This window comes from Shewanella sp. FeAMO (genome assembly GCF_053653955.1).
Genome location: NZ_CM132201.1, coordinates 510996 through 528731, shown reverse-complemented (window position 1 = coordinate 528731; position 17736 = coordinate 510996). Strand labels below are relative to the sequence as shown.

The following is a 17736-nucleotide window of genomic DNA, read 5'->3' as shown; positions in this document are numbered from 1 at the left end:
TCCCGAGCGTGAGGAAGCATTATGTCTGAAATGACACCCCGCGAAATCGTCCACGAACTGGACGCGCACATCATAGGCCAACAGAAGGCCAAACGCTCTGTTGCAGTAGCCTTGCGTAACCGCTGGCGCCGCATGCAGCTGGATGCCGGCTTGCGCCAGGAAGTGACCCCGAAGAATATTCTGATGATAGGCCCAACCGGTGTCGGTAAGACAGAGATCGCCCGCCGTCTGGCCAAGCTGGCCAATGCGCCTTTCATCAAGGTTGAAGCGACCAAGTTCACCGAAGTGGGCTATGTGGGTAAGGAAGTGGAGCAGATCATCCGCGATCTCACCGACGCCGCGGTCAAACTGACCCGCGAGCAGCAGATGAAGAAGTGCCGCACCCTCGCCGAAGAAGCCGCCGAGGAGCGGGTTCTCGATGCCCTGCTGCCCAAGCCAAAGAGTGAATGGGATCAGGAAACCGAGGACAAGTCCCACACCCGCCAGGTGTTCCGCAAGAAACTGCGTGAAGGCCAGTTGGACGACAAAGAGATCGAAATCGATGTCTCAGCGCCGCAAATTGGCGTCGAAATCATGTCGCCTCCCGGCATGGAAGAGATGACCAACCAGCTGCAGAGCCTGTTCCAGAACATGGGTCAGGGACAGAGCAAGCGCAAGAAACTCAAGATCAAGGATGCCTACAAGCAGCTGGTCGAAGAGGAAGCCGCCAAGCTGGTCAACCAGGAAGATCTCAAAGAGCAGGCCATTGAGCTGGTCGAGCAACACGGCATAGTGTTCCTCGATGAGATAGACAAAATCTGTAAGCGCGGCGAAACCTCAGGCCCGGACGTGTCCCGCGAAGGGGTACAGCGTGATCTATTGCCTCTGGTGGAAGGCTGCACAGTCAACACCAAGCACGGCATGGTGAAGACAGACCACATTCTGTTTATCGCCTCCGGCGCCTTCCAGATGAGTAAGCCATCGGATCTGATCCCCGAGCTGCAGGGCCGTCTGCCGATTCGGGTCGAGCTGGATGCCCTGACCGCCTCTGACTTCAAACGGATCCTCACCGAGCCCCACGCCTCGCTCACCGAGCAGTATGTGGCCTTGATGGGCACCGAAGGAGTCAGCATCGAATTTACCGAGTCCGGTATCGAGCGTATTGCCCAGGCCGCCTGGCAAGTCAACGAGCGTACCGAAAACATCGGCGCCCGTCGTCTGCACACTGTGATGGAGCGGCTGATGGAAGACATCTCTTTCGAGGCCAGTGACAAGTCCGGCAGCAAGTTTGTTATCGATGCCGAATATGTCGATGCTCACCTGGACAACCTGGTTCAGGATGAAGATTTGAGTCGCTTCATTCTCTGATTTTCACCTCAAAAAGCCTCCTTCGGGAGGCTTTTTTGCCTTCGGCGCGCGCATTCTTTATCATCCTCTCCTTTGCCCAAGCTGGAACCCAAGCTATGAAACTGACTCTGCTGACTCAAGAGCTGTACAGCAAGCTCTACCGTGATATTCAGGAATTTCGCGCCACTTTCGACCTGCCGGTCAACTCTCCTGACACCCTGGATGCCAAGGCAGACACACTGCACACCTCGCTTATCAGCGAAGAGCTGACCGAACTGGCCGAGGCCGGTGATAAAGTTGAACAGGCCGACGCCATAGTCGACAGCGTGTATGTGTTGATGGGCCGCTTGGTACACTTGGGCTGCACCCAAGTTGGGGAGCGACTGGAGATCAGCTACCTGATAGATCTGCTGCTGCAGGTTGCCGCCAACAAGGCAATCGACTTTGAGCCCTGCTGGGATGAGGTACATGCCAGCAACATGAGCAAGGTATGCCGCAATGAGCAGGAACTGGCGGATACTGTGGCTCACTATGCCAAGCAAGGGGTGGAAATTGTCGGCAGCCGTCAGGGCGATTTCCTGATAGCCAAGTGCGCCAAAGATGTGGAAATGACCGGCAAGACAGTGCGCCAGGGCAAAGTGCTCAAGTCTGTCTATTATCGTCCGGCCAACCTCAAGGGTCTGGTTTAGGCCCCTCGAGTTTGCTCAGCTCCCTGTAGGTCATCCATTGTCCTTCAGGGGGCAGGGTCTGACTCATATCCAGCTCAGAGATGTTTTGCGGGGTGACTACCCGGATCTCCGGGCTGACCCGCCCAGGCACTTTTTCGCCCTGCAGCAGCCTCACCGCCAAATCAACCGAAATTCTCGCCTGCAGTACAGGTAAGTCGGTCACTGTTGCCATCAACTTGCCCTGCTCGACCAAGGCCATGGTTTGCGGATTACTGTAAAATGCCAACACCCGCCCGGGAAACATTCTGGCCGCCACAGTGGCCGCCACCGCATTGCCCAGTAGATAATCTGCCTGAAAGCGCCGGGTCAGCGCCCGCACCAAGTCGGCCTGCACAAAGGTTTCAGTGACACCATAACCGCCTTCAATCAGCTCGACTTGGGAACCGCTAAGCCCTTGTTTTAGCCCCAGCTCGGCATCCATCACCCAAGCCGCTCCCGAAGGGCCGGGAAACCAGGCCAGGCTGAAATCCTGTCTGCCACTGGCGGCAAACAGATATTGCACCGCGGCTTGAGTCATATCGACAAAAGACACCAACGAGCGACTGTCTACCTGATTGCTGTTAATGCCATTGACCAGATCCACAACTTTGGCGTCCTTGGCCCTGAGCCTCGGCAACTCAGCGTTGAATAGCTCCGCCGAGACGGCCGCCAGAATATAACCTTGGGCGCCACGGGCCTCGCATTCATCTAGCTGGCGCAGTTGCCGCTCCGCCTCAGTGTAGCCACCGGCATCATAAATACCTATCTCGACGCCCAGCCTGTCCGCTTCCTCGGCCAAGCCCCAGGCAACACCCCACCAGTAATGATCTTTACCATGGGGCAAAAGAGCACAGAGGCGCCAGGCTTTGTTGGCCCGCACCAGCGGCTTATACAATTGCGCTTCACCATCGGCACGCACCTTGACCGGATACCAGGTTGCCGTGGCAGGAAAAACCAGCAGCAATAAACTGCAGAGGAGATATTTCATCTTTTATTCCCGAGAGTCACTCTATTAACCTTATACCAATCGCCATAAAGTGGTGCCTTGATCGAGCATTCGACTAACTCGGGACGACAGAGAAGCAGAATTCAGCTACAAAAAAAGCAGACCTCCTGGCCTGCTTTGTCAGTGAGTTAAAGTGGTTAGAACTTCACTAGGGTCCCTTTCAGTGCCACCCCGGCCATGATGGCACCGGCGCCACACTCATATTCGGTCTCGCTGGCAAACTCACGCTTCTTGTAATAGGACTGGATATTGACCACAGCGTCCATCCCCTCACGCTCGGCGCGCTCCTGCAACGCCTTTAGCGCACTCAACATCACCCACTCACAGGCTTCGCGATCCGACTTGCCAAAAGCATTGGTCTTTTTATTGGTGATCACCTCACCATAGCTCTTGCTGATCTCCGGGTGAGCCTGAGTGGCAAAATACAGTGGCACATCGTAAAGGGCTTCTTTGGCCTTCTCGGTCTGTAGCAGTTCCTGCACCGGATACTGGGCTATGGTGTCGCGGGCCGCGGCGTTGGCACTGACCATCAGGGCCAGCAGCGCCAGAGCAAGTGATTTTTTCATCTATATCTCCCTATTGCGGCTCCACGCCGCAGTCAAAGCTTTGATTGCAGTCCATCTAAAGATAGGGTCACTCCGCCGGTTGCAGGAGTGACTAATTCGCAATGATACAGGCAGTTACATACACTAGACCAGAAAAAGCTCAAGCCCTGATAAAGGCCGCCATCAACTCACGAGTCAAGTCGGCGGCGGGAATTTCCCGACATCCCTCCGGATTCTGACCACACCAGAGCGGGCTGAAATCACTGCAGTCGCGTGCTTCTGCCGCGGCGCGCAGCGGCGCAATGGCATTGGCCGCCAATGGGAAATCCGGCGCTTGCCCCAAAGGCCCCAACTCACGCATCAAACGGGTCATTATGCCTCTGGCCGGACGGCCACTGTAGAGATTGGTCAGCGCCGTATGGCGATTCATTTGCGGATCTTTCAGCGCTTGGCGATGCAGTTCACTGATCTCGGCCTCCGGGCACAAGAGATAGACCGTGCCCACCTGCACCCCGGCCGCCCCCAAAGCCATGGCCGCCTGCACTCCGGCGGCGTCGGCAATACCACCGGCGGCAATCACGGGCACCTTCACCGCCTGAACCAGGCGCGGTAACAGGGCAAAGGTACCACTGTGCTCGGTCAAATCATCACTGAGGAAATGGCCTCTGTGACCACCGGCTTCCAGGCCCTGGGCTATGATGGCATCCACGCCTCTGGATTCGAGCCATTTGGCCTCGGCGACGCTGGTTGCCGAGGCGATCACCTTGGTGCCCCAGCTCTTGACCCTGAGCATCAGCTCGGTGGAGGGAAGCCCGAAATGAAAACTCACCACTTCGGGACGAAAGGGTTCTATAACCGCGGCAACCTCAGCATCGAAGGGACGCCGCTCGGCGCCACCGCCGAGATCTTCGACCTCGAATTCACGGTAATAGGGCGCCAGTTGCTGCAGCCAGGCATGCAAACGCTCGACTTGTTCCTCGGGTGGCTTGTGGCAGAAGAAGTTGAGGTTTACCGGCCGGTCACTCTGGCGCCTGAAGCTCTCTAGCGCCAGCTTGAGTTTGTCATGGGATAACATGGCACAGGGAATAGAACCAAGCGCACCGGCGGAAGCGACGGCCAATGCCAGCGGCACGCCCTGGGCGCCGGCCATGGGGGCTTGAATAAGCGGCAATTCAATACCAAAGAGTTGTTCTATCAACATACCAAGACTCCTTCTTGCTTCAGTCCTCAGCGGCGCTATTCCCGCTGCTTGGTTCAATCATCCAGCTGTTCAGACTAACGGTTGGCAGTTGTTTGCGCCAGCAAAAACGCCGCGATAATCGCGGCGTTGACAGTCAAACTCAGTGTCGTTCAGAGCAGGTAATCCATCCCCAAGGCGACAAACAAGGCCATACCCGCCCAGTTGTTGTTGAGAAATGCCTTGAAGCAGGGAGCCCGCTGCCGGTCGTAAATCAGCCTCTGCTGATAAAGCCCAAAGCCGATAAAGGCCAGCAGCCCCACCAGATAGAGGGCACCTCGCTCGGCCACATAACCTGCAGTCATAAAGCAGGCCAGCGCTGCCAACTGAAACAGGCCGATGATCTGCCTGTCGTAACGGCCGAACAGAATGGCGGTGGACTTGATCCCCACCTTGAGGTCATCGTCCCTGTCGACCATGGCATACATGGTGTCGTAGGCGACAGTCCAGAACCAGTTGGCGGCAAATAGCCACCAGGCTTCGACAGGCACTTCACCTGTCTGGGCGGCATAGGCCATGGGAATCGACCAGCTCCAGACTATGCCGAGGAACATCTGCGGCATATTGGTGTAGCGCTTGGTGAAGGGATAGATAATGGTCAGCAGCATGCCGACAAGGGAGAGTTTAACCACCAGAGGGTTGAGCAACAGCACCAAACCAAAGGCAAACAGCCCCATGACCACAAACAGGCCCAGCGCTTCTTTGACCGTGACCTCACCACTGGCCAAGGGCCTGGACCTGGTGCGCTCGACATAGGTATCCAGCTCGCGGTCGGCATAGTCGTTGATGATGCAGCCACAGGCACGCATCACAAACACACCTACGATAAAGATGATCAGCACCTTGAGATCCGGTAAGCCCCCGGCCGCCAGCCACAGCGCCATTAAACAGGGCCACAGCAGCAGAAAAGTTCCTATGGGTCTGTCCAGACGCGACAGACGGGCATAGACATCAATTTTTTCCCTCAAGTTCATCGGTAGGCTCTCCAACACATCTCAGCCTTAAATTTGCCAAGCATTATGACTCAGCAACAGTGTGATTGACACCGCAAAACACGAATTTTCCTACCCGGGCTGTCAACAAGCAGTTAACTTGGCGTAGGCCACCACCAACCACTTGCTGCCGAAGTCATCGAAATTCACCTGCACCCTGGCCTGTGCTCCCTGGCCTTCAAAATTGGTCACTATCCCCTCACCGAATTTGGGGTGCAGCACCCGTTGGCCAACATTGAAGCCCGTGTCGTTGAAGCTGCTTTGCGACTTGCTGAACCTGTTGTTAGCCATGGGAGTTGCCACCTGCGCCTTGAGGCGGATCTCCTGCAGGTACTGAGGCGGGATCTCCTTGATAAAACGCGACGGCCGCGAGTAGTTTTCACGGCCATAGATGCGGCGTGACTCGGCATAGGTGATATACAGCTGTTGCATGGCGCGGGTCATGCCCACGTAACACAGGCGCCGCTCTTCTTCCAAACGATCGCCCTCTTCCAGCGACAACTGGCTGGGGAACAGCCCTTCTTCAACACCGGCCATAAACACCAGCGGGAACTCCAGTCCCTTGGCCGAGTGCAGCGTCATCAACTGCACCGCATCTGTGTGGGCATCGGCCTGGCCTTCTCCCGCTTCCAGCGCCGCATGGGACAGGAAGGCATTCAACTCACCCATGTCCACCAGCTCTTCCGGCACTTCGAAGGTGCGCGCCGCGGTGACCAGTTCCTCGAGGTTTTCCACTCTGGCCTGAGCCTTTTCGCCCTTTTCCTGCTCATACATGGCCTTGAGCCCGGAGTCCTGGATCACTATATCCGCCTGGCGATAGAGGGGCAGCTCTTCGGTATCGCTGCGCAGCTGCACTATCAAGTCCATAAAGCTGCGCACCGCATTGGCGGCGCGGCCGGCCAAGACCTTCTCCTCCAACAAACGGACGCAGGCTTGCCACAGGGTCAATTGCTGCTGCCGGGCCGTGGTTCTGAGAATATCCAGGGTGCGATCGCCTATGCCTCTGGCGGGAGTGTTGACCACCCGCTCGAAGGCGGCGTCATCGTCGCGGTTGGCAATCAGACGCAGGTATCCCATGGCATCCTTGATCTCCTGACGCTCGAAGAAGCGCAAGCCGCCATAGATGCGATAGGCCAGCCCCTTGTGTAGCAAGGCCTCTTCCAATACCCGTGATTGAGCATTACTGCGATAGAGGATGGCGCAGTCACAGAGACTGCCACCCTTGTCCTGCCAGTCGCCAATGCGGCCTATGATGAAGCGGGCTTCATCCATCTCATTGAAGGCACAGTAAACTGAGATCGGCTCACCATCGACATCTTCGGTCCACAGCTGTTTACCCAGCCGATCCGGGTTGTTGGCGATAAGTTCGTTGGAGGCCTTGAGAATATTGCCGCTGGAGCGATAGTTTTGCTCCAGGCGAATAGTTTCGGCATTGGGAAAATCCTGTAAAAACTTGTGCAGGTTTTCCACTTGGGCGCCACGCCAGCCATAGATGGACTGGTCATCGTCGCCCACTATCATCACATTGGCGCTCTTGCCTGCCAATACTCTGATCCAGGCATATTGAATGGCGTTGGTGTCCTGAAACTCATCCACCAGAATATTGCGGAACCTGTCCTGATAGTGGGCCAGAATATGTTCCTTGTTGAGAAACAGCTCGTGAGCCCGCAAGAGTATCTCGGCAAAGTCTACCAGCCCGGCGCGATCACAGGACTCCTGATACACCTGATAGATTTGCACCAGTTTCTGCTCCATGGGGAAGAGGCCGCCATCCAGATGTTTCGGCCTTAGCCCTTCATCCTTCTTGCCGTTGATATAGCCGGCCACCATCCGCGGCGGATACTGTTTCTCATCCAGATTCAGGCTTTTGAGGATGCGCTTGAGCAGGCGGAGCTGATCATCCGAGTCGAGGATCTGAAAATTTTGCGGCAGGCCGGCATCCTGCCAGTGAGTGCGCAGCAGACGATGGGCCAGACCATGGAAGGTACCGATCCACATGCGGCCCATATGGTTGCCGACTATCTTCTCCACCCGTTCCCGCATCTCAGCGGCCGCCTTATTGGTAAAGGTCACCGCCATAATGGAGTATGGGCTCTGGTTTTCCACCTGCAGCAGCCAGGCAATCCTGTGAGTCAGTACCCGGGTCTTGCCGCTGCCGGCACCGGCGAGCACCAGCATGCTGGATTGAGGTGCGGCTACCGCCTCACGCTGCTTGTCATTCAGGCCATCCAATAAAGAAGATACGTCCATTCGCGCCTCCACAAAAACGAGCGCGCATTATAGCAGGAAAGACCCATAGCTCCTACGCGCCTTGGCAGGCTACTGACAGAATTGGACTCAGATGCAGTGGGCACAGCAGAGTCGGCTCCATCTGTATTCCTCCTGCTTTGACCACAAACAAGACACTGCATTTGGCATTAATATTAAATCATTACTAAATAATGACTTAACAATATAAGCAATCAAAAATACTAAAAATTAAAACAATTACCTATTAAATTGCCACAACTCACAGTTTGCATCCGGACAAACACCTAGGATCTTGAAACATTCACTATATATTTCATACATTTGTTTTGGAGCCGGGTTGTGAACCAAGCCATCTTTTCCAATCTTTCTTTGCGCAAGTTGTTGATCACCTTGTTTGCCGCGCTGCTAGCGCTGTTTTGCCTGTCATTGGGCACCATTGCCTATCACCTGCAGGAGGTGAAAAGCCAAATAAGCCTGCTGGAGCGGGAGTACCACAGCAATGATCAGGCCGCCTCTTTGCTGCAACTGGTATCCGGCCTCAGACGGGAACAGCTGGGATACAGCTTGAGACGGGTACTGAATGCCCCCATGAGTGAGGAGTCACGTCAGTACCTGCAGGATCAGACCCTGGCGATCAACTCGGCGCTGGCGCAACTGAAACAGGGTGCCGGGCAAGATACCCTGGTGCAACTGCACAAGCTGGATGCCCCACTGCAGGCCTTTATGGGACTGCATAAACAATTTTTGGATCGAGACAGCAGCGACCTGCCGGAAAACACCGCCAACATGCTGACCTCCATGGAGTCCTGGCATATTTACAACAATGTCGAGACCGAACTCAAAGCCTTGATGGAACTGGAAACCAATAAGGTCAGCTCTGCCAGAAGCGCCAGTGAACAGGCAATTCAATCCCTCAGCAGCAGTCTGGTCATCGTCTTCTGCCTCTTTGTGACTCTGGCATTGGGAGCCGGCTGGTTCCTGCTGCGGCGTATCTTTATCCCCCTTGGCGCCACTACTCAAGTGCTGGAGCAGATAGCCTCTGGCGATCTCGCAACCGAAATTCCGATGGAAAAATTCAGCAGCAGCGAGTTCAAACACCTGGCCGAAACCCTGGGACAGATGCGTAACACTCTGCATGAGATGATTTCCCAGATAGGCGCAGCCTCGGTGCAACTGGCCGCCGCCGTGGAAGAGATGACTACAGTCGCCGCCGAAGCCGCCGAAGAGATGCAGCAACAGCGCTCTGAGGTCGATCAGGTGGCTACCGCCATGACAGAGCTGCAGAGTTCGATTGCCGATATCTCCCGCAACACCACCCAAACCGCCGATCAAGCCAACCAAGGGGTGCTGGCCACCACAGAGGGCCAACAAGTGGTGCTGCAAACACTGGATACCATTCAAAGCTCGGATGCGGAAATCACCGCCGCCAGCGAAGTGATAGGCCAACTGCAAAAAGACTCAGATTCCATTGCCATGGTGCTGGAAGTGATCGCCCAAATAACAGAGCAGACCAATTTATTGGCCCTCAACGCCGCCATCGAAGCCGCCCGGGCCGGTGAGGCAGGAAGAGGCTTTGCCGTGGTGGCCGATGAGGTGCGCACACTCGCCAGCCGTACCCAAAGCTCGGCGCTGGAAATCAAAGGCACCATAGAACAGCTGCAGCAAAGAGCTCTGCATGCCAACGAAGTGATGCAAAAGAGCCGCGAGCGGATGCAGGGCAGTGTTCGCTGCGCCAATGAGGCCAGCGATGCGATTGAAAGGATCAGTGCCGCTATCGGCATCATCAACGACATGGCGATTCAGGTGGCCAGTGCCACTGAGCAGCAAACAGCGGTTACCGGTGAGTTGGGGGTCAACATCACCAATATCAGTGATGCCGCCTCCAAGGTGTCCATGGGGACGGGGCATGTGTCTCAATCCAGCCAGGAGCTGAGTCAGTTGGCCCACAACCTGGCACATTTGATCAGTCGTTTCCGCACCTAAAATGAGATCTTCGTCACACTCACGCGGCCACGACGGCCGCATGATAATACCATTCTAACTTGGAGAGACTGACTATGGGATATTCAATCAAAGACTTGGTATATAACGGTGAAACTCATGGGGTGCACAACTGGTCGACACTGGAAGGCAGCCAGTTTTACTGGCATCCGGATTGGCTGCATATCGCCGAGGATATAACCGGCCACAAGGCAACGGCCCATATTCAGGCCAAAGCCGCCAAGGCCAGCCATGAGGAGGCGAAGGCCACCATAGTCCAGCACCTCAACGACAAAAAGTAATCTCTGGAACACCTAAGCCTCCCTCACGGAGGCTTATTTATTCTTGGGCTAGTGCCCGGACGCTATTGCCTTACGGGCAAGATTATCCACCCAGGCTGGAGCGATAAGGCGGACAAAACGCCCCAGACGACCACGCCAGGAGGTGATCAACATTCGCCCCCGCCCGGCTATGACCGGCAGCATCATCTGCGCGCATTCTTCGGCGGTCATGATCTTGCTCTCTGCCATGGGAGAAGTTCCGAGCGGTTTACCCTCTCCATCCAGCGCCCGCCGGTGGATCTCGGAGACCACAAAGTCAGGACATATCACGGTCACAGCAACATTGTCCTCGGCCAACTCGATTCGCAGTGAATCAAAAAAGCCCACGACAGCATGTTTGGAGGCGGCATAACCACTGCGGGTTGGCACCCCGGTCAGACCGGCCACGGAAGCCACCACCACCACTTGCCCTTGGGAAGCCTTCAGATGCGGCAATGCTGCATGGGTCAGCCAGGCCGGTCCCAAATAATTGACCCGCATCAGCTGTTCAAGAATGTCCAGTTGCTTGAGTTCATCGAAGCGGCTCCACATGGTCATGCCGGCATTGTTGATCAGTATATCCAGCCGGCCGAAGCGTTCGATAACCGTGGCTATCAAGGCTTCACAGTCCTGTTGTCGCCCGACATCACTACAAACCACCAACGGCGCACCGCCAACCGACTCGACCTCCATCGCCAGGGTACGCAACCTGGATTCATTGCGGGCACTGAGTACCAGTTGTCCGCCAAGCGGCGCCAGTGCCAGAGCGAGCGCCCGCCCAATACCTTCCGAGGCGCCGGTAATCACTATGACCTTATCAGCAAGTCCTTCCATCTGCAGTCCATTGTCAGTCGAAGTTATCAGGCTAAGCTCGCATACTCCTCCTGCAAGTGCAATCCCTGCTGCCGGCGCTCATGGCGCTTCTCCCATTGTAAAAACTGCTCCAGAGGTTTGGGACGCCCTATGGCGTACCCCTGGGCATAGTCGACCCCTATCTCCAGCAGCTTATCCATGATCTCCTGGTTTTCGACAAACTCAGCCACTGTCTCTATGCCCATGACCCGGCATACATCGTGAATCGATTTGACTATTGCATAGTCCCTGGCATTGGTCGCCAGATGCCGGACAAAGCAGCCATCTATCTTCACATAATCCACCGGCAGCTCCCGCAGGTAGCCGTATGAGGCAAAGCCACTGCCAAAGTCGTCCAGAGCAAAGGCAAATCCCAAGCGGCGCAATTGGTTGAGCATCTCCATCGCCCGGGTTCGGTTCTGAATAGCACTGGTCTCTGTAATCTCAAAGCAGACACAGGAGCTGGGAATGCCATAGCGCCCCTGCATCTCGGCGATGTAATCCAGCATACCTTCACTGCCCAGGCTGTTTCCCGAAAGGTTGATGGAGATACAGATCTCCGGCCATAGCTGAGGATGCTCGGATAGCCAGAGGAATGCCTTGCGGATCACTTCCCTATCGACTTCCGGCATCAACTTGAAACGCTCCGCCGCCGCAATAAACTGTGCCGGAGGCAGAATACGACCACTGTTGTCGCGGATCCGCAGCAAGATCTCCAGCCTTTGACGGCGACAGCAGCCGTTGAGTCCTTTAATCGGCTGGAAATAGAGCAGCAGCTCTTTATCCTCTATGGCTCTGGCAATACGCACCGCCCACTTGGGGGCATTGCGTTCATTGGCCAGTTCTTTGTTGCGATCATCGAAGAAGTGAATTTGACTACTGCCCTTGCGCTTGGCCGCCAGACAAGCGATATCGGCATCCTTGAGCAGCTCGGCGGGCGCAGAGCAAGGGCCTCTATGGAAGGCCACGCCACAGCTGACCCCGACTCGGTAATGGGCGCCGCCACAGGGCAAGATCTGCAGACAAACCTGCCTCACCACCTGTTTTAAGAACCTGGCAACTTCCAGAGCACTGCGATTACGGATAGCCAAGCCAAATTCATCACCACCGAGCCTGGCCAACATCTCGTCACCCTGCAGACAGGACTCTATGGCTCTGGCAACCATGACCAGTATCTGATCGCCGGCGTCATGGCCGCAGTTGTCATTGATAAGCTTGAACTGCTCCAGATCCAGATAACAGAGTGCCAGGGTCTCGGCGCCTTCGGCGTACCCCGGCAGCCGCTCTTCAAAGGCGCTGCGGTTGTAAAGCCCGGTAATACCATCGACACTGGCCTTCAACCTCAGTTGCTGTTTGAGGGTTTCCTCCTGGGTAATGTCCCGCAGCACAGTCACCACGCCTATCACCTGGCCCTTGTGATTGCAGAGGTTGCTGACCGCCCGCTCCATGATTCTCGGCTGCTGCATCTGCAGCGTGACCTTGCTGTATTCGGGAACCCGGCTGCCGCTGGACATAAAGTTGAGCAGTTCTTCGTCCAGTTGATTATCGCTCTTGAGCAGGGTATCCAGAGTCCGCCCCAAAGCCTGTTGACTGCGCAGCCCGAGCAGGGATTCCGCCTGAGGATTGAGATAGATAACTCTGGCCTTATTGTTGGTGAGGATCACGGCTTCGGCAATGGATTCCAGGGTGATTCGGGAACGCTCTTTCTGCTGAAAAATCCGCAGCAACAGGTTATTGATCCTGTCGGCCAACACCTTGAACTCGGCGCCGCCACTGCCGCTGACATGGGTATAGCGTCTGGCGCTGGGATCTATCTCCTTCAGCTCTGTCATCAAACGGTCGAAAGGTTTCAGCAAGCCGCGTCGCAGCCAGAGATAACCGGCGGCCACCATCAGCATGCCGCCTAGCAACAGCAGCATGACAACCAACAGGCTTTGCCATTCCAGCCGCTCGAAGGCATCTCTTTGTTGTTTAACCTGCAGCGCCAGCACAGGCCCAATAAGGGTGGGCACTTGGATTTGACTGGCCAGCTTAAGATGTTGCCCCGGGCTCACCTGCTGTTGCAGCGGTGCCAGCGCCACGGAATGGATAAGGTCAGCCTGTCCCAGGCTCTGCAGGTGTGCAGGGGTCAGTAAACGAGTGACTATCAGAGCCTCGTCATCATCGAAACGATAGAACCCCAGCTGCAAAGGTTGCTCATTGACTATCACGGCGCCAAAGGCTTCCTTGTCCAGGGTGGAGAAGAGTCCGGCGGGAGGGATTATCTGCCCGGACACCCGGGTCTTGCCGTCTGCCAGCGCCGTCACCTTACCCTGATGCAGATGAAACAAACTGATATTGGAAGACTGCAACCCCTCCAGCCAACCTTTCAGCAGCGACTCGCCCGGCGTTTGAAGAATGGGAACATAGAGGCGCGCCAGTTGTAACAGGCGCCTGGACTCACGGGTAAACTGCTGCTCAATTCCGACATACTCATGCTCCAGCGTTTGCTGCCGGAACTGACCCAGACTGTATTCAAACCAAAAATTCAAACTGTAGGCGACCGCAAGCAGGGCAGGAATACAAAACCCCAGGATAAATACGCCTATTTTTTTGCCAATGTGCATCTTAAACCACGGCTGATTGTTACCGGATACCAAGAATGGCCGGACTCCGGCAGGCAACATACCTCATTTAACGTCCGGTTAAAACTCTTGACTGGCGTCATTGCCCATTTGCCGCCACTTTGCCCGCGACAAACTGCATCAGCTTGCCCTGACTGTTATCCAATTGTGTTGATTTGGCGCAGTAAAAGGCGGTTAGGTATGTGCTTTTGAGCACAATTTGCAAAATTGAAAATCCCAATCGCCGCAGATTAGCCATTCCCCGCCCCGAAAAAGTGAAGCTTTCGTGATAAACCGGCGACCTTGAGGTGAACTCCAGGGTAAACACTGGACTTATCCCCATAAGAAGGAGCAAGCCGATGAAACCCAAGTTACTACTGCCACTACTGTTGAGCACACTGCCACTGAGCCAGTTATCCCAAGCCGCCCAGTTGGAGATAAGTATCAACAACCTGACCCATGGCAACCACTTTACCCCCTTGCTTATCGCCGCCCATGACGGCAACAGTCACCTGTTTCAAGCCGGAGAGCCCGCAAGCTCTGCCCTGCAGAAGATGGCAGAAGGCGGAGATATCAGCGAACTGCAACTGGCAGTCACAGCCAACAACGGCGTGATTGTGGCCAACCCAGCCGCCGGCTTACTGGCCCCTGGCGCCAAGGTTGAAAAGGTAATGCTGGATAGCGGCGCCCTGCCCCATCTGAGTCTGGTGGCCATGCTGCTGCCCACCAATGATGCCTTTGTCGGCTTGGACGGTTGGGAAATACCCAGCACTCCGGGCAGCTATACCCTCTATCTCAATGCCTATGATGCCGGGACAGAAGCCAACGACGAGCAGATAACCGGTGGCGGCGCGCCTGGAGTTCCCGGCATTCCGGCGGCGCCCGATGGTATGGGCGGCCAGAACGGCACCGGCGTGATGGACGACTCGAGCAATGACAGGGTGCATATCCACCCGGGACTACTCGGGGATACAGATCCCAATGGCGGCATCAGCGATGTCGACAGCCGTATCCATCGCTGGCTGAACCCGGTTGCCGCCTTGATCGTTACCGTCAAATAAAGGAGCGGCAGATGAACACTACAAGCCCTAAAGAACCGACTCAGGCCCGAGTCTTTGCCCTGCCCCTGATACTGGCACTGGTAATGCTGACCGCCTGCTCGGACAATGACCATCCCGGCACGCCACCCCAGCCACCGGAACCTGAGCCTGCTACCAGCAAATTCGATATCCGGGTGACCAACCTGACCGCTAACCAACCTCTATCACCTATCGCCCTGTTGACTACCGACAAAGAGCTGCAACTCTGGCAAAACGGCTCGCCGGCAAGCCTGGCACTCGAGCGACTCGCAGAAGGTGGCGACAACAGCGAGTTGGCCAATATCAGCGGAGTCCACACACGGATGAGCGCCGAAGCTCCGCTGGCCCCCGGGATGACCCAGGACTTCAGCCTGAACCTGGACTCAGAAGAGAATATGACCTTGGCCTTGGTCACTATGCTGGTGAATACCAATGACGCTTTCAGTGGCATTCAGCAGGTAGACCTGAGTAACCTGGCAGCCAATGAGAGCTTGCAACTGCTTGCTCCCGCCTATGATGCCGGCACCGAAGCCAACTCAGAAACCAAAGGCAGTATTCCCGGCCCGGCCGATGGTGGTGAAGGCTTTAACAGTGCCAGGGATGATGTCGATAGAGTGCATCTCCATCCTGGGGTTATCTCGGCCGATGACGGCCTGGCCGACTCGGTCTTGGCGCCCTCGCACAGGTTCGATAATCCGGTGCTCAAGATAGTGATCTACCGCAAGTCCTAGTCTTCAGCGCTTTGCTCCCAAGATAAGAGCCTGAAAGAAAACCCCGCGGCGCCGGGTCAACTCCAATACCCAGAGTTGATTCGGAGCCCAAGATGATCCCTTCCAGCACACCGCAGATCCTGCTGCTTGCCCATGATCAGAGCCTGGCCGATATCCAACGCCTCAATCTCGAGACTCTGGGCTGCCAGCTATGGCAAGCGACGAGTTTTCAACAGGCCAGAAGACTGCTGGCGAGTAAACCTCTGGCCCTGTTGATCATGACACGCCAACTGCCTGACGGTGACATGCTCGGCCGTTGTCAGATGCTCAGGCAAGAGTATCCGAATCTGCCGCTATTGCTTCTGGGGGAGTCCAACAACGAGGCCGATGTGGTTCTGGCTCTTGAGGCCGGTGCTGATGACTACCTGCTTCAAAGCTGTGGCACTTTGGAGATACGTGCCCGGATCAGGGCCTGGCTCAGACGGGGCGAATACATCAAGCTGCCGGGCCAGCAACTCGAATTCAACGGCCTCAGCATCAATAGCGCTACCCGTGAGGTCAAGGCCTTTGGCCGGCCACTGCAGTTAACCGCCAGAGAGTTTGATCTCTTGCTGTTTATGGCCAAGCGGCCGAGACAGGTATTCAGCCGGATGCAACTGTTGCAAGGCGTTTGGGGGTCAAACTATGCGGGCTACGAACACACGGTCAACAGCCATATCAACCGCCTGCGCACCAAATTGGCCGCATGTCCCAAGAGTGAGCCCATAGTGACCACTGTATGGGGTGTGGGATACAAGTTTTCACCACCCGAGCAGGCCAGCCATTACTGAAAAAGCAATAAAAAAGCCCGCAGTGCGGGCTTTTTCATTGAACGAATGCTTACTTGTGGTACTGGGCAGACAGCTCGTGTACCGACTTGACGAAGGCTCCGGCGTGCTCAGGATCCACATGCTGGTGGATGCCATGGCCCAGGTTGAATACATGGCCCGTTCCTTGACCATAGCTGGCCAGGATCTGTGCCACTTCCTCACGAATACGCTCAGGAGATGCGTACAGAGTCGACGGGTCCATATTACCCTGCAGGGCCACCTTGTCACCCACACGCTTGCGGGCATCGCCAATATCTATGGTCCAGTCCAGACCCAGAGCATCACAGCCGGTTTCAGCCATGGCTTCAAGCCACAGACCACCGCCTTTGGTAAACAGGGTCACGGGTACCTGACGGCCTTCGGCATGACGGTTCAGACCATCGATTATCTTCTGCATGTAACGCAGTGAGAACTCGCGATAGGCCGCATGAGACAGCGCGCCGCCCCAAGAGTCAAAGATCATCACGGCTTGAGCGCCGTTGGCAATTTGGGCGTTCAGATACAGGGTTACGGAATCGGCCAGCTTGTCCAGCAGCATGTGCAGGGCGGCAGGCTCGGCATACATCATCCGCTTGATCTTTTCGAAGGCCTTGCTGGAACCGCCTTCAACCATATAAGTGGCCAGTGTCCATGGTGAACCGGAGAAACCGATCAATGGCACTTCACCCTTGAGTTCACGGCGAATGGTGCTGACGGCTTTCATCACATAACCGAGCTCATCTTCCGGATCCGGTATAGCCAGCTTCTTGATGGCTTCAATGGTGTCGGTTGGACGCTCAAAGCGAGGTCCTTCACCGGCTTCGAAATACAGGCCCAACCCCATGGCATCAGGCACAGTCAAAATATCGGAAAACAGGATTGCCGCATCCAGTTCAAAACGACGCAGCGGCTGCAGGGTAACTTCACAAGCCAGTTCGGCATTACGGCACAGCGCCATAAAATCACCGGCTTCGGCGCGGGTAGCGCGATATTCTGGCAGATAGCGGCCAGCCTGGCGCATCATCCAAACTGGGGTAACATCAACAGGTTGCTTGAGCAGCGCACGTAAATAACGATCGTTTTTTAATTCTGCCATTGGGCTTATTCCTACTCCGATTGAGATCTGCTGGGGCGGTAGTTTAGCATTTGCGGCTGTATTGTAACCTGTGTCTGAGTATTTATGTGACCACAGGCATGGATAAATACTATTCCAGTGAGAAGTTTGCGTACTGCCAAGCCATCCAGGCCGCTCCACAGGCAAACTGATAGGCACCAAGCCAG

Annotated in this window: 16 protein-coding genes; 7 read left to right on the top strand and 9 right to left on the bottom strand. The window is 55.8% G+C overall.

Translation table 11 applies throughout. The features are described 5' to 3' along the window. The first annotated feature begins 21 nt into the window (after positions 1 to 21). Both hslU and ACWAU4_RS02420 read left to right on the top strand, forming a co-directional pair. On the top strand, positions 22 to 1347 hold the full coding sequence (gene hslU, locus ACWAU4_RS02425) for an HslU--HslV peptidase ATPase subunit (protein WP_025886805.1): 1326 nt from the start codon (positions 22 to 24) through the stop codon (positions 1345 to 1347). A 95-nt stretch (positions 1348 to 1442) separates the two neighbouring features. After that, the gene (locus ACWAU4_RS02420) at positions 1443 to 2015 is read left to right on the top strand and encodes a nucleoside triphosphate pyrophosphohydrolase family protein (RefSeq protein WP_045283201.1); all 573 of its coding nucleotides are present in this window, start codon (positions 1443 to 1445) and stop codon (positions 2013 to 2015) included. Here ACWAU4_RS02420 and torT read toward each other — a convergent pair. From torT to uvrD, 5 genes are all read right to left on the bottom strand, one after another. Next, a complete protein-coding gene (gene torT / locus ACWAU4_RS02415) occupies positions 1999 to 3021 on the bottom strand; it encodes a TMAO reductase system periplasmic protein TorT (RefSeq protein WP_045283202.1) in 1023 nt (340 codons plus the stop codon). The two genes, ACWAU4_RS02420 and torT, sit on opposite strands and share 17 nt — an antisense overlap. Positions 3022 to 3176: 155 nt before the next feature. Beyond that, positions 3177 to 3605 carry a hypothetical protein gene (locus ACWAU4_RS02410; RefSeq protein WP_025009251.1) on the bottom strand — a complete coding sequence of 143 codons (429 nt, stop codon included), beginning with the start codon at positions 3603 to 3605 and terminating at the stop codon, positions 3177 to 3179. A gap of 139 nt (positions 3606 to 3744) precedes the next feature. Further along, positions 3745 to 4785 (bottom strand): NAD(P)H-dependent flavin oxidoreductase, encoded by a 1041-nt coding sequence (locus ACWAU4_RS02405; protein WP_096142077.1) that lies wholly within the window; start codon positions 4783 to 4785, stop codon positions 3745 to 3747. Positions 4786 to 4934: 149 nt separating this feature from the next. Beyond that, positions 4935 to 5795 (bottom strand): 4-hydroxybenzoate octaprenyltransferase, encoded by an 861-nt coding sequence (gene ubiA, locus ACWAU4_RS02400; RefSeq protein ID WP_028779581.1) that lies wholly within the window; start codon positions 5793 to 5795, stop codon positions 4935 to 4937. Between the two features lie 102 nt (positions 5796 to 5897). Next, positions 5898 to 8063 (bottom strand): DNA helicase II, encoded by a 2166-nt coding sequence (uvrD, locus tag ACWAU4_RS02395; RefSeq protein ID WP_096142078.1) that lies wholly within the window; start codon positions 8061 to 8063, stop codon positions 5898 to 5900. Between the two features lie 339 nt (positions 8064 to 8402). Here uvrD and ACWAU4_RS02390 point away from each other — a divergent pair, with 339 nt between their 5' ends. Next, positions 8403 to 10046: a methyl-accepting chemotaxis protein gene (locus ACWAU4_RS02390; RefSeq protein ID WP_025886800.1), complete on the top strand. Its 1644-nt coding sequence runs from the start codon at positions 8403 to 8405 to the stop codon at positions 10044 to 10046. Between the two features lie 74 nt (positions 10047 to 10120). Next, positions 10121 to 10345, top strand: coding sequence for a hypothetical protein (locus tag ACWAU4_RS02385; protein ID WP_025009248.1), 225 nt, complete (start codon positions 10121 to 10123; stop codon positions 10343 to 10345). Between the two features lie 48 nt (positions 10346 to 10393). Here the strand turns inward: ACWAU4_RS02385 and ACWAU4_RS02380 are convergent, their stop codons facing one another. From ACWAU4_RS02380 to ACWAU4_RS02370, 3 genes are all read right to left on the bottom strand, one after another. Then, positions 10394 to 11197, bottom strand: a complete 804-nt coding sequence (locus tag ACWAU4_RS02380) for an SDR family oxidoreductase (protein ID WP_025009247.1) — start codon at positions 11195 to 11197, stop codon at positions 10394 to 10396. Between the two features lie 26 nt (positions 11198 to 11223). Then, complete coding sequence (locus ACWAU4_RS02375) at positions 11224 to 13821, bottom strand: putative bifunctional diguanylate cyclase/phosphodiesterase (RefSeq protein WP_454290442.1); 2598 nt, start codon at positions 13819 to 13821, stop codon at positions 11224 to 11226. A gap of 97 nt (positions 13822 to 13918) precedes the next feature. Further along, complete coding sequence (locus ACWAU4_RS02370) at positions 13919 to 14146, bottom strand: hypothetical protein (RefSeq protein WP_139190632.1); 228 nt, start codon at positions 14144 to 14146, stop codon at positions 13919 to 13921. Positions 14147 to 14177: 31 nt separating this feature from the next. Between ACWAU4_RS02370 and ACWAU4_RS02365 the strand changes: the two genes are divergently transcribed. The 3 genes from ACWAU4_RS02365 to ACWAU4_RS02355 all read left to right on the top strand — a co-directional run bounded on the left by ACWAU4_RS02365 (position 14178) and on the right by ACWAU4_RS02355 (position 16437). After that, complete coding sequence (locus ACWAU4_RS02365; protein WP_045283203.1) at positions 14178 to 14879, top strand: spondin domain-containing protein; 702 nt, start codon at positions 14178 to 14180, stop codon at positions 14877 to 14879. Between the two features lie 11 nt (positions 14880 to 14890). Continuing rightward, a complete protein-coding gene (locus ACWAU4_RS02360) occupies positions 14891 to 15628 on the top strand; it encodes a spondin domain-containing protein (protein WP_045283204.1) in 738 nt (245 codons plus the stop codon). Between the two features lie 92 nt (positions 15629 to 15720). Further along, positions 15721 to 16437 (top strand): response regulator transcription factor, encoded by a 717-nt coding sequence (locus ACWAU4_RS02355; RefSeq protein WP_028779576.1) that lies wholly within the window; start codon positions 15721 to 15723, stop codon positions 16435 to 16437. A gap of 49 nt (positions 16438 to 16486) precedes the next feature. Here the strand turns inward: ACWAU4_RS02355 and hemE are convergent, their stop codons facing one another. Continuing rightward, positions 16487 to 17551 carry a uroporphyrinogen decarboxylase gene (hemE, locus tag ACWAU4_RS02350; RefSeq protein WP_028779575.1) on the bottom strand — a complete coding sequence of 355 codons (1065 nt, stop codon included), beginning with the start codon at positions 17549 to 17551 and terminating at the stop codon, positions 16487 to 16489. Positions 17552 to 17736 lie beyond the last annotated feature (185 nt).

Excerpts from the sequence above, each read along its gene's own strand:
- hslU (WP_025886805.1), top strand. The coding sequence starts at position 22 with ATGTCTGAAATGACACCCCGCGAAATCGTCCACGAACTGGACGCGCAC.
- ACWAU4_RS02420 (WP_045283201.1), top strand. The coding sequence starts at position 1,443 with ATGAAACTGACTCTGCTGACTCAAGAGCTGTACAGCAAGCTCTACCGT.
- torT (WP_045283202.1), bottom strand. The coding sequence starts at position 3,021 with ATGAAATATCTCCTCTGCAGTTTATTGCTGCTGGTTTTTCCTGCCACG.
- ACWAU4_RS02410 (WP_025009251.1), bottom strand. The coding sequence starts at position 3,605 with ATGAAAAAATCACTTGCTCTGGCGCTGCTGGCCCTGATGGTCAGTGCC.
- ACWAU4_RS02405 (WP_096142077.1), bottom strand. The coding sequence starts at position 4,785 with ATGTTGATAGAACAACTCTTTGGTATTGAATTGCCGCTTATTCAAGCC.
- ubiA (WP_028779581.1), bottom strand. The coding sequence starts at position 5,795 with ATGAACTTGAGGGAAAAAATTGATGTCTATGCCCGTCTGTCGCGTCTG.
- uvrD (WP_096142078.1), bottom strand. The coding sequence starts at position 8,063 with ATGGACGTATCTTCTTTATTGGATGGCCTGAATGACAAGCAGCGTGAG.
- ACWAU4_RS02385 (WP_025009248.1), top strand. The coding sequence starts at position 10,121 with ATGGGATATTCAATCAAAGACTTGGTATATAACGGTGAAACTCATGGG.
- ACWAU4_RS02380 (WP_025009247.1), bottom strand. The coding sequence starts at position 11,197 with ATGGAAGGACTTGCTGATAAGGTCATAGTGATTACCGGCGCCTCGGAA.
- ACWAU4_RS02375 (WP_454290442.1), bottom strand. The coding sequence starts at position 13,821 with ATGCACATTGGCAAAAAAATAGGCGTATTTATCCTGGGGTTTTGTATT.
- ACWAU4_RS02365 (WP_045283203.1), top strand. The coding sequence starts at position 14,178 with ATGAAACCCAAGTTACTACTGCCACTACTGTTGAGCACACTGCCACTG.
- ACWAU4_RS02360 (WP_045283204.1), top strand. The coding sequence starts at position 14,891 with ATGAACACTACAAGCCCTAAAGAACCGACTCAGGCCCGAGTCTTTGCC.
- ACWAU4_RS02355 (WP_028779576.1), top strand. The coding sequence starts at position 15,721 with ATGATCCCTTCCAGCACACCGCAGATCCTGCTGCTTGCCCATGATCAG.
- hemE (WP_028779575.1), bottom strand. The coding sequence starts at position 17,551 with ATGGCAGAATTAAAAAACGATCGTTATTTACGTGCGCTGCTCAAGCAA.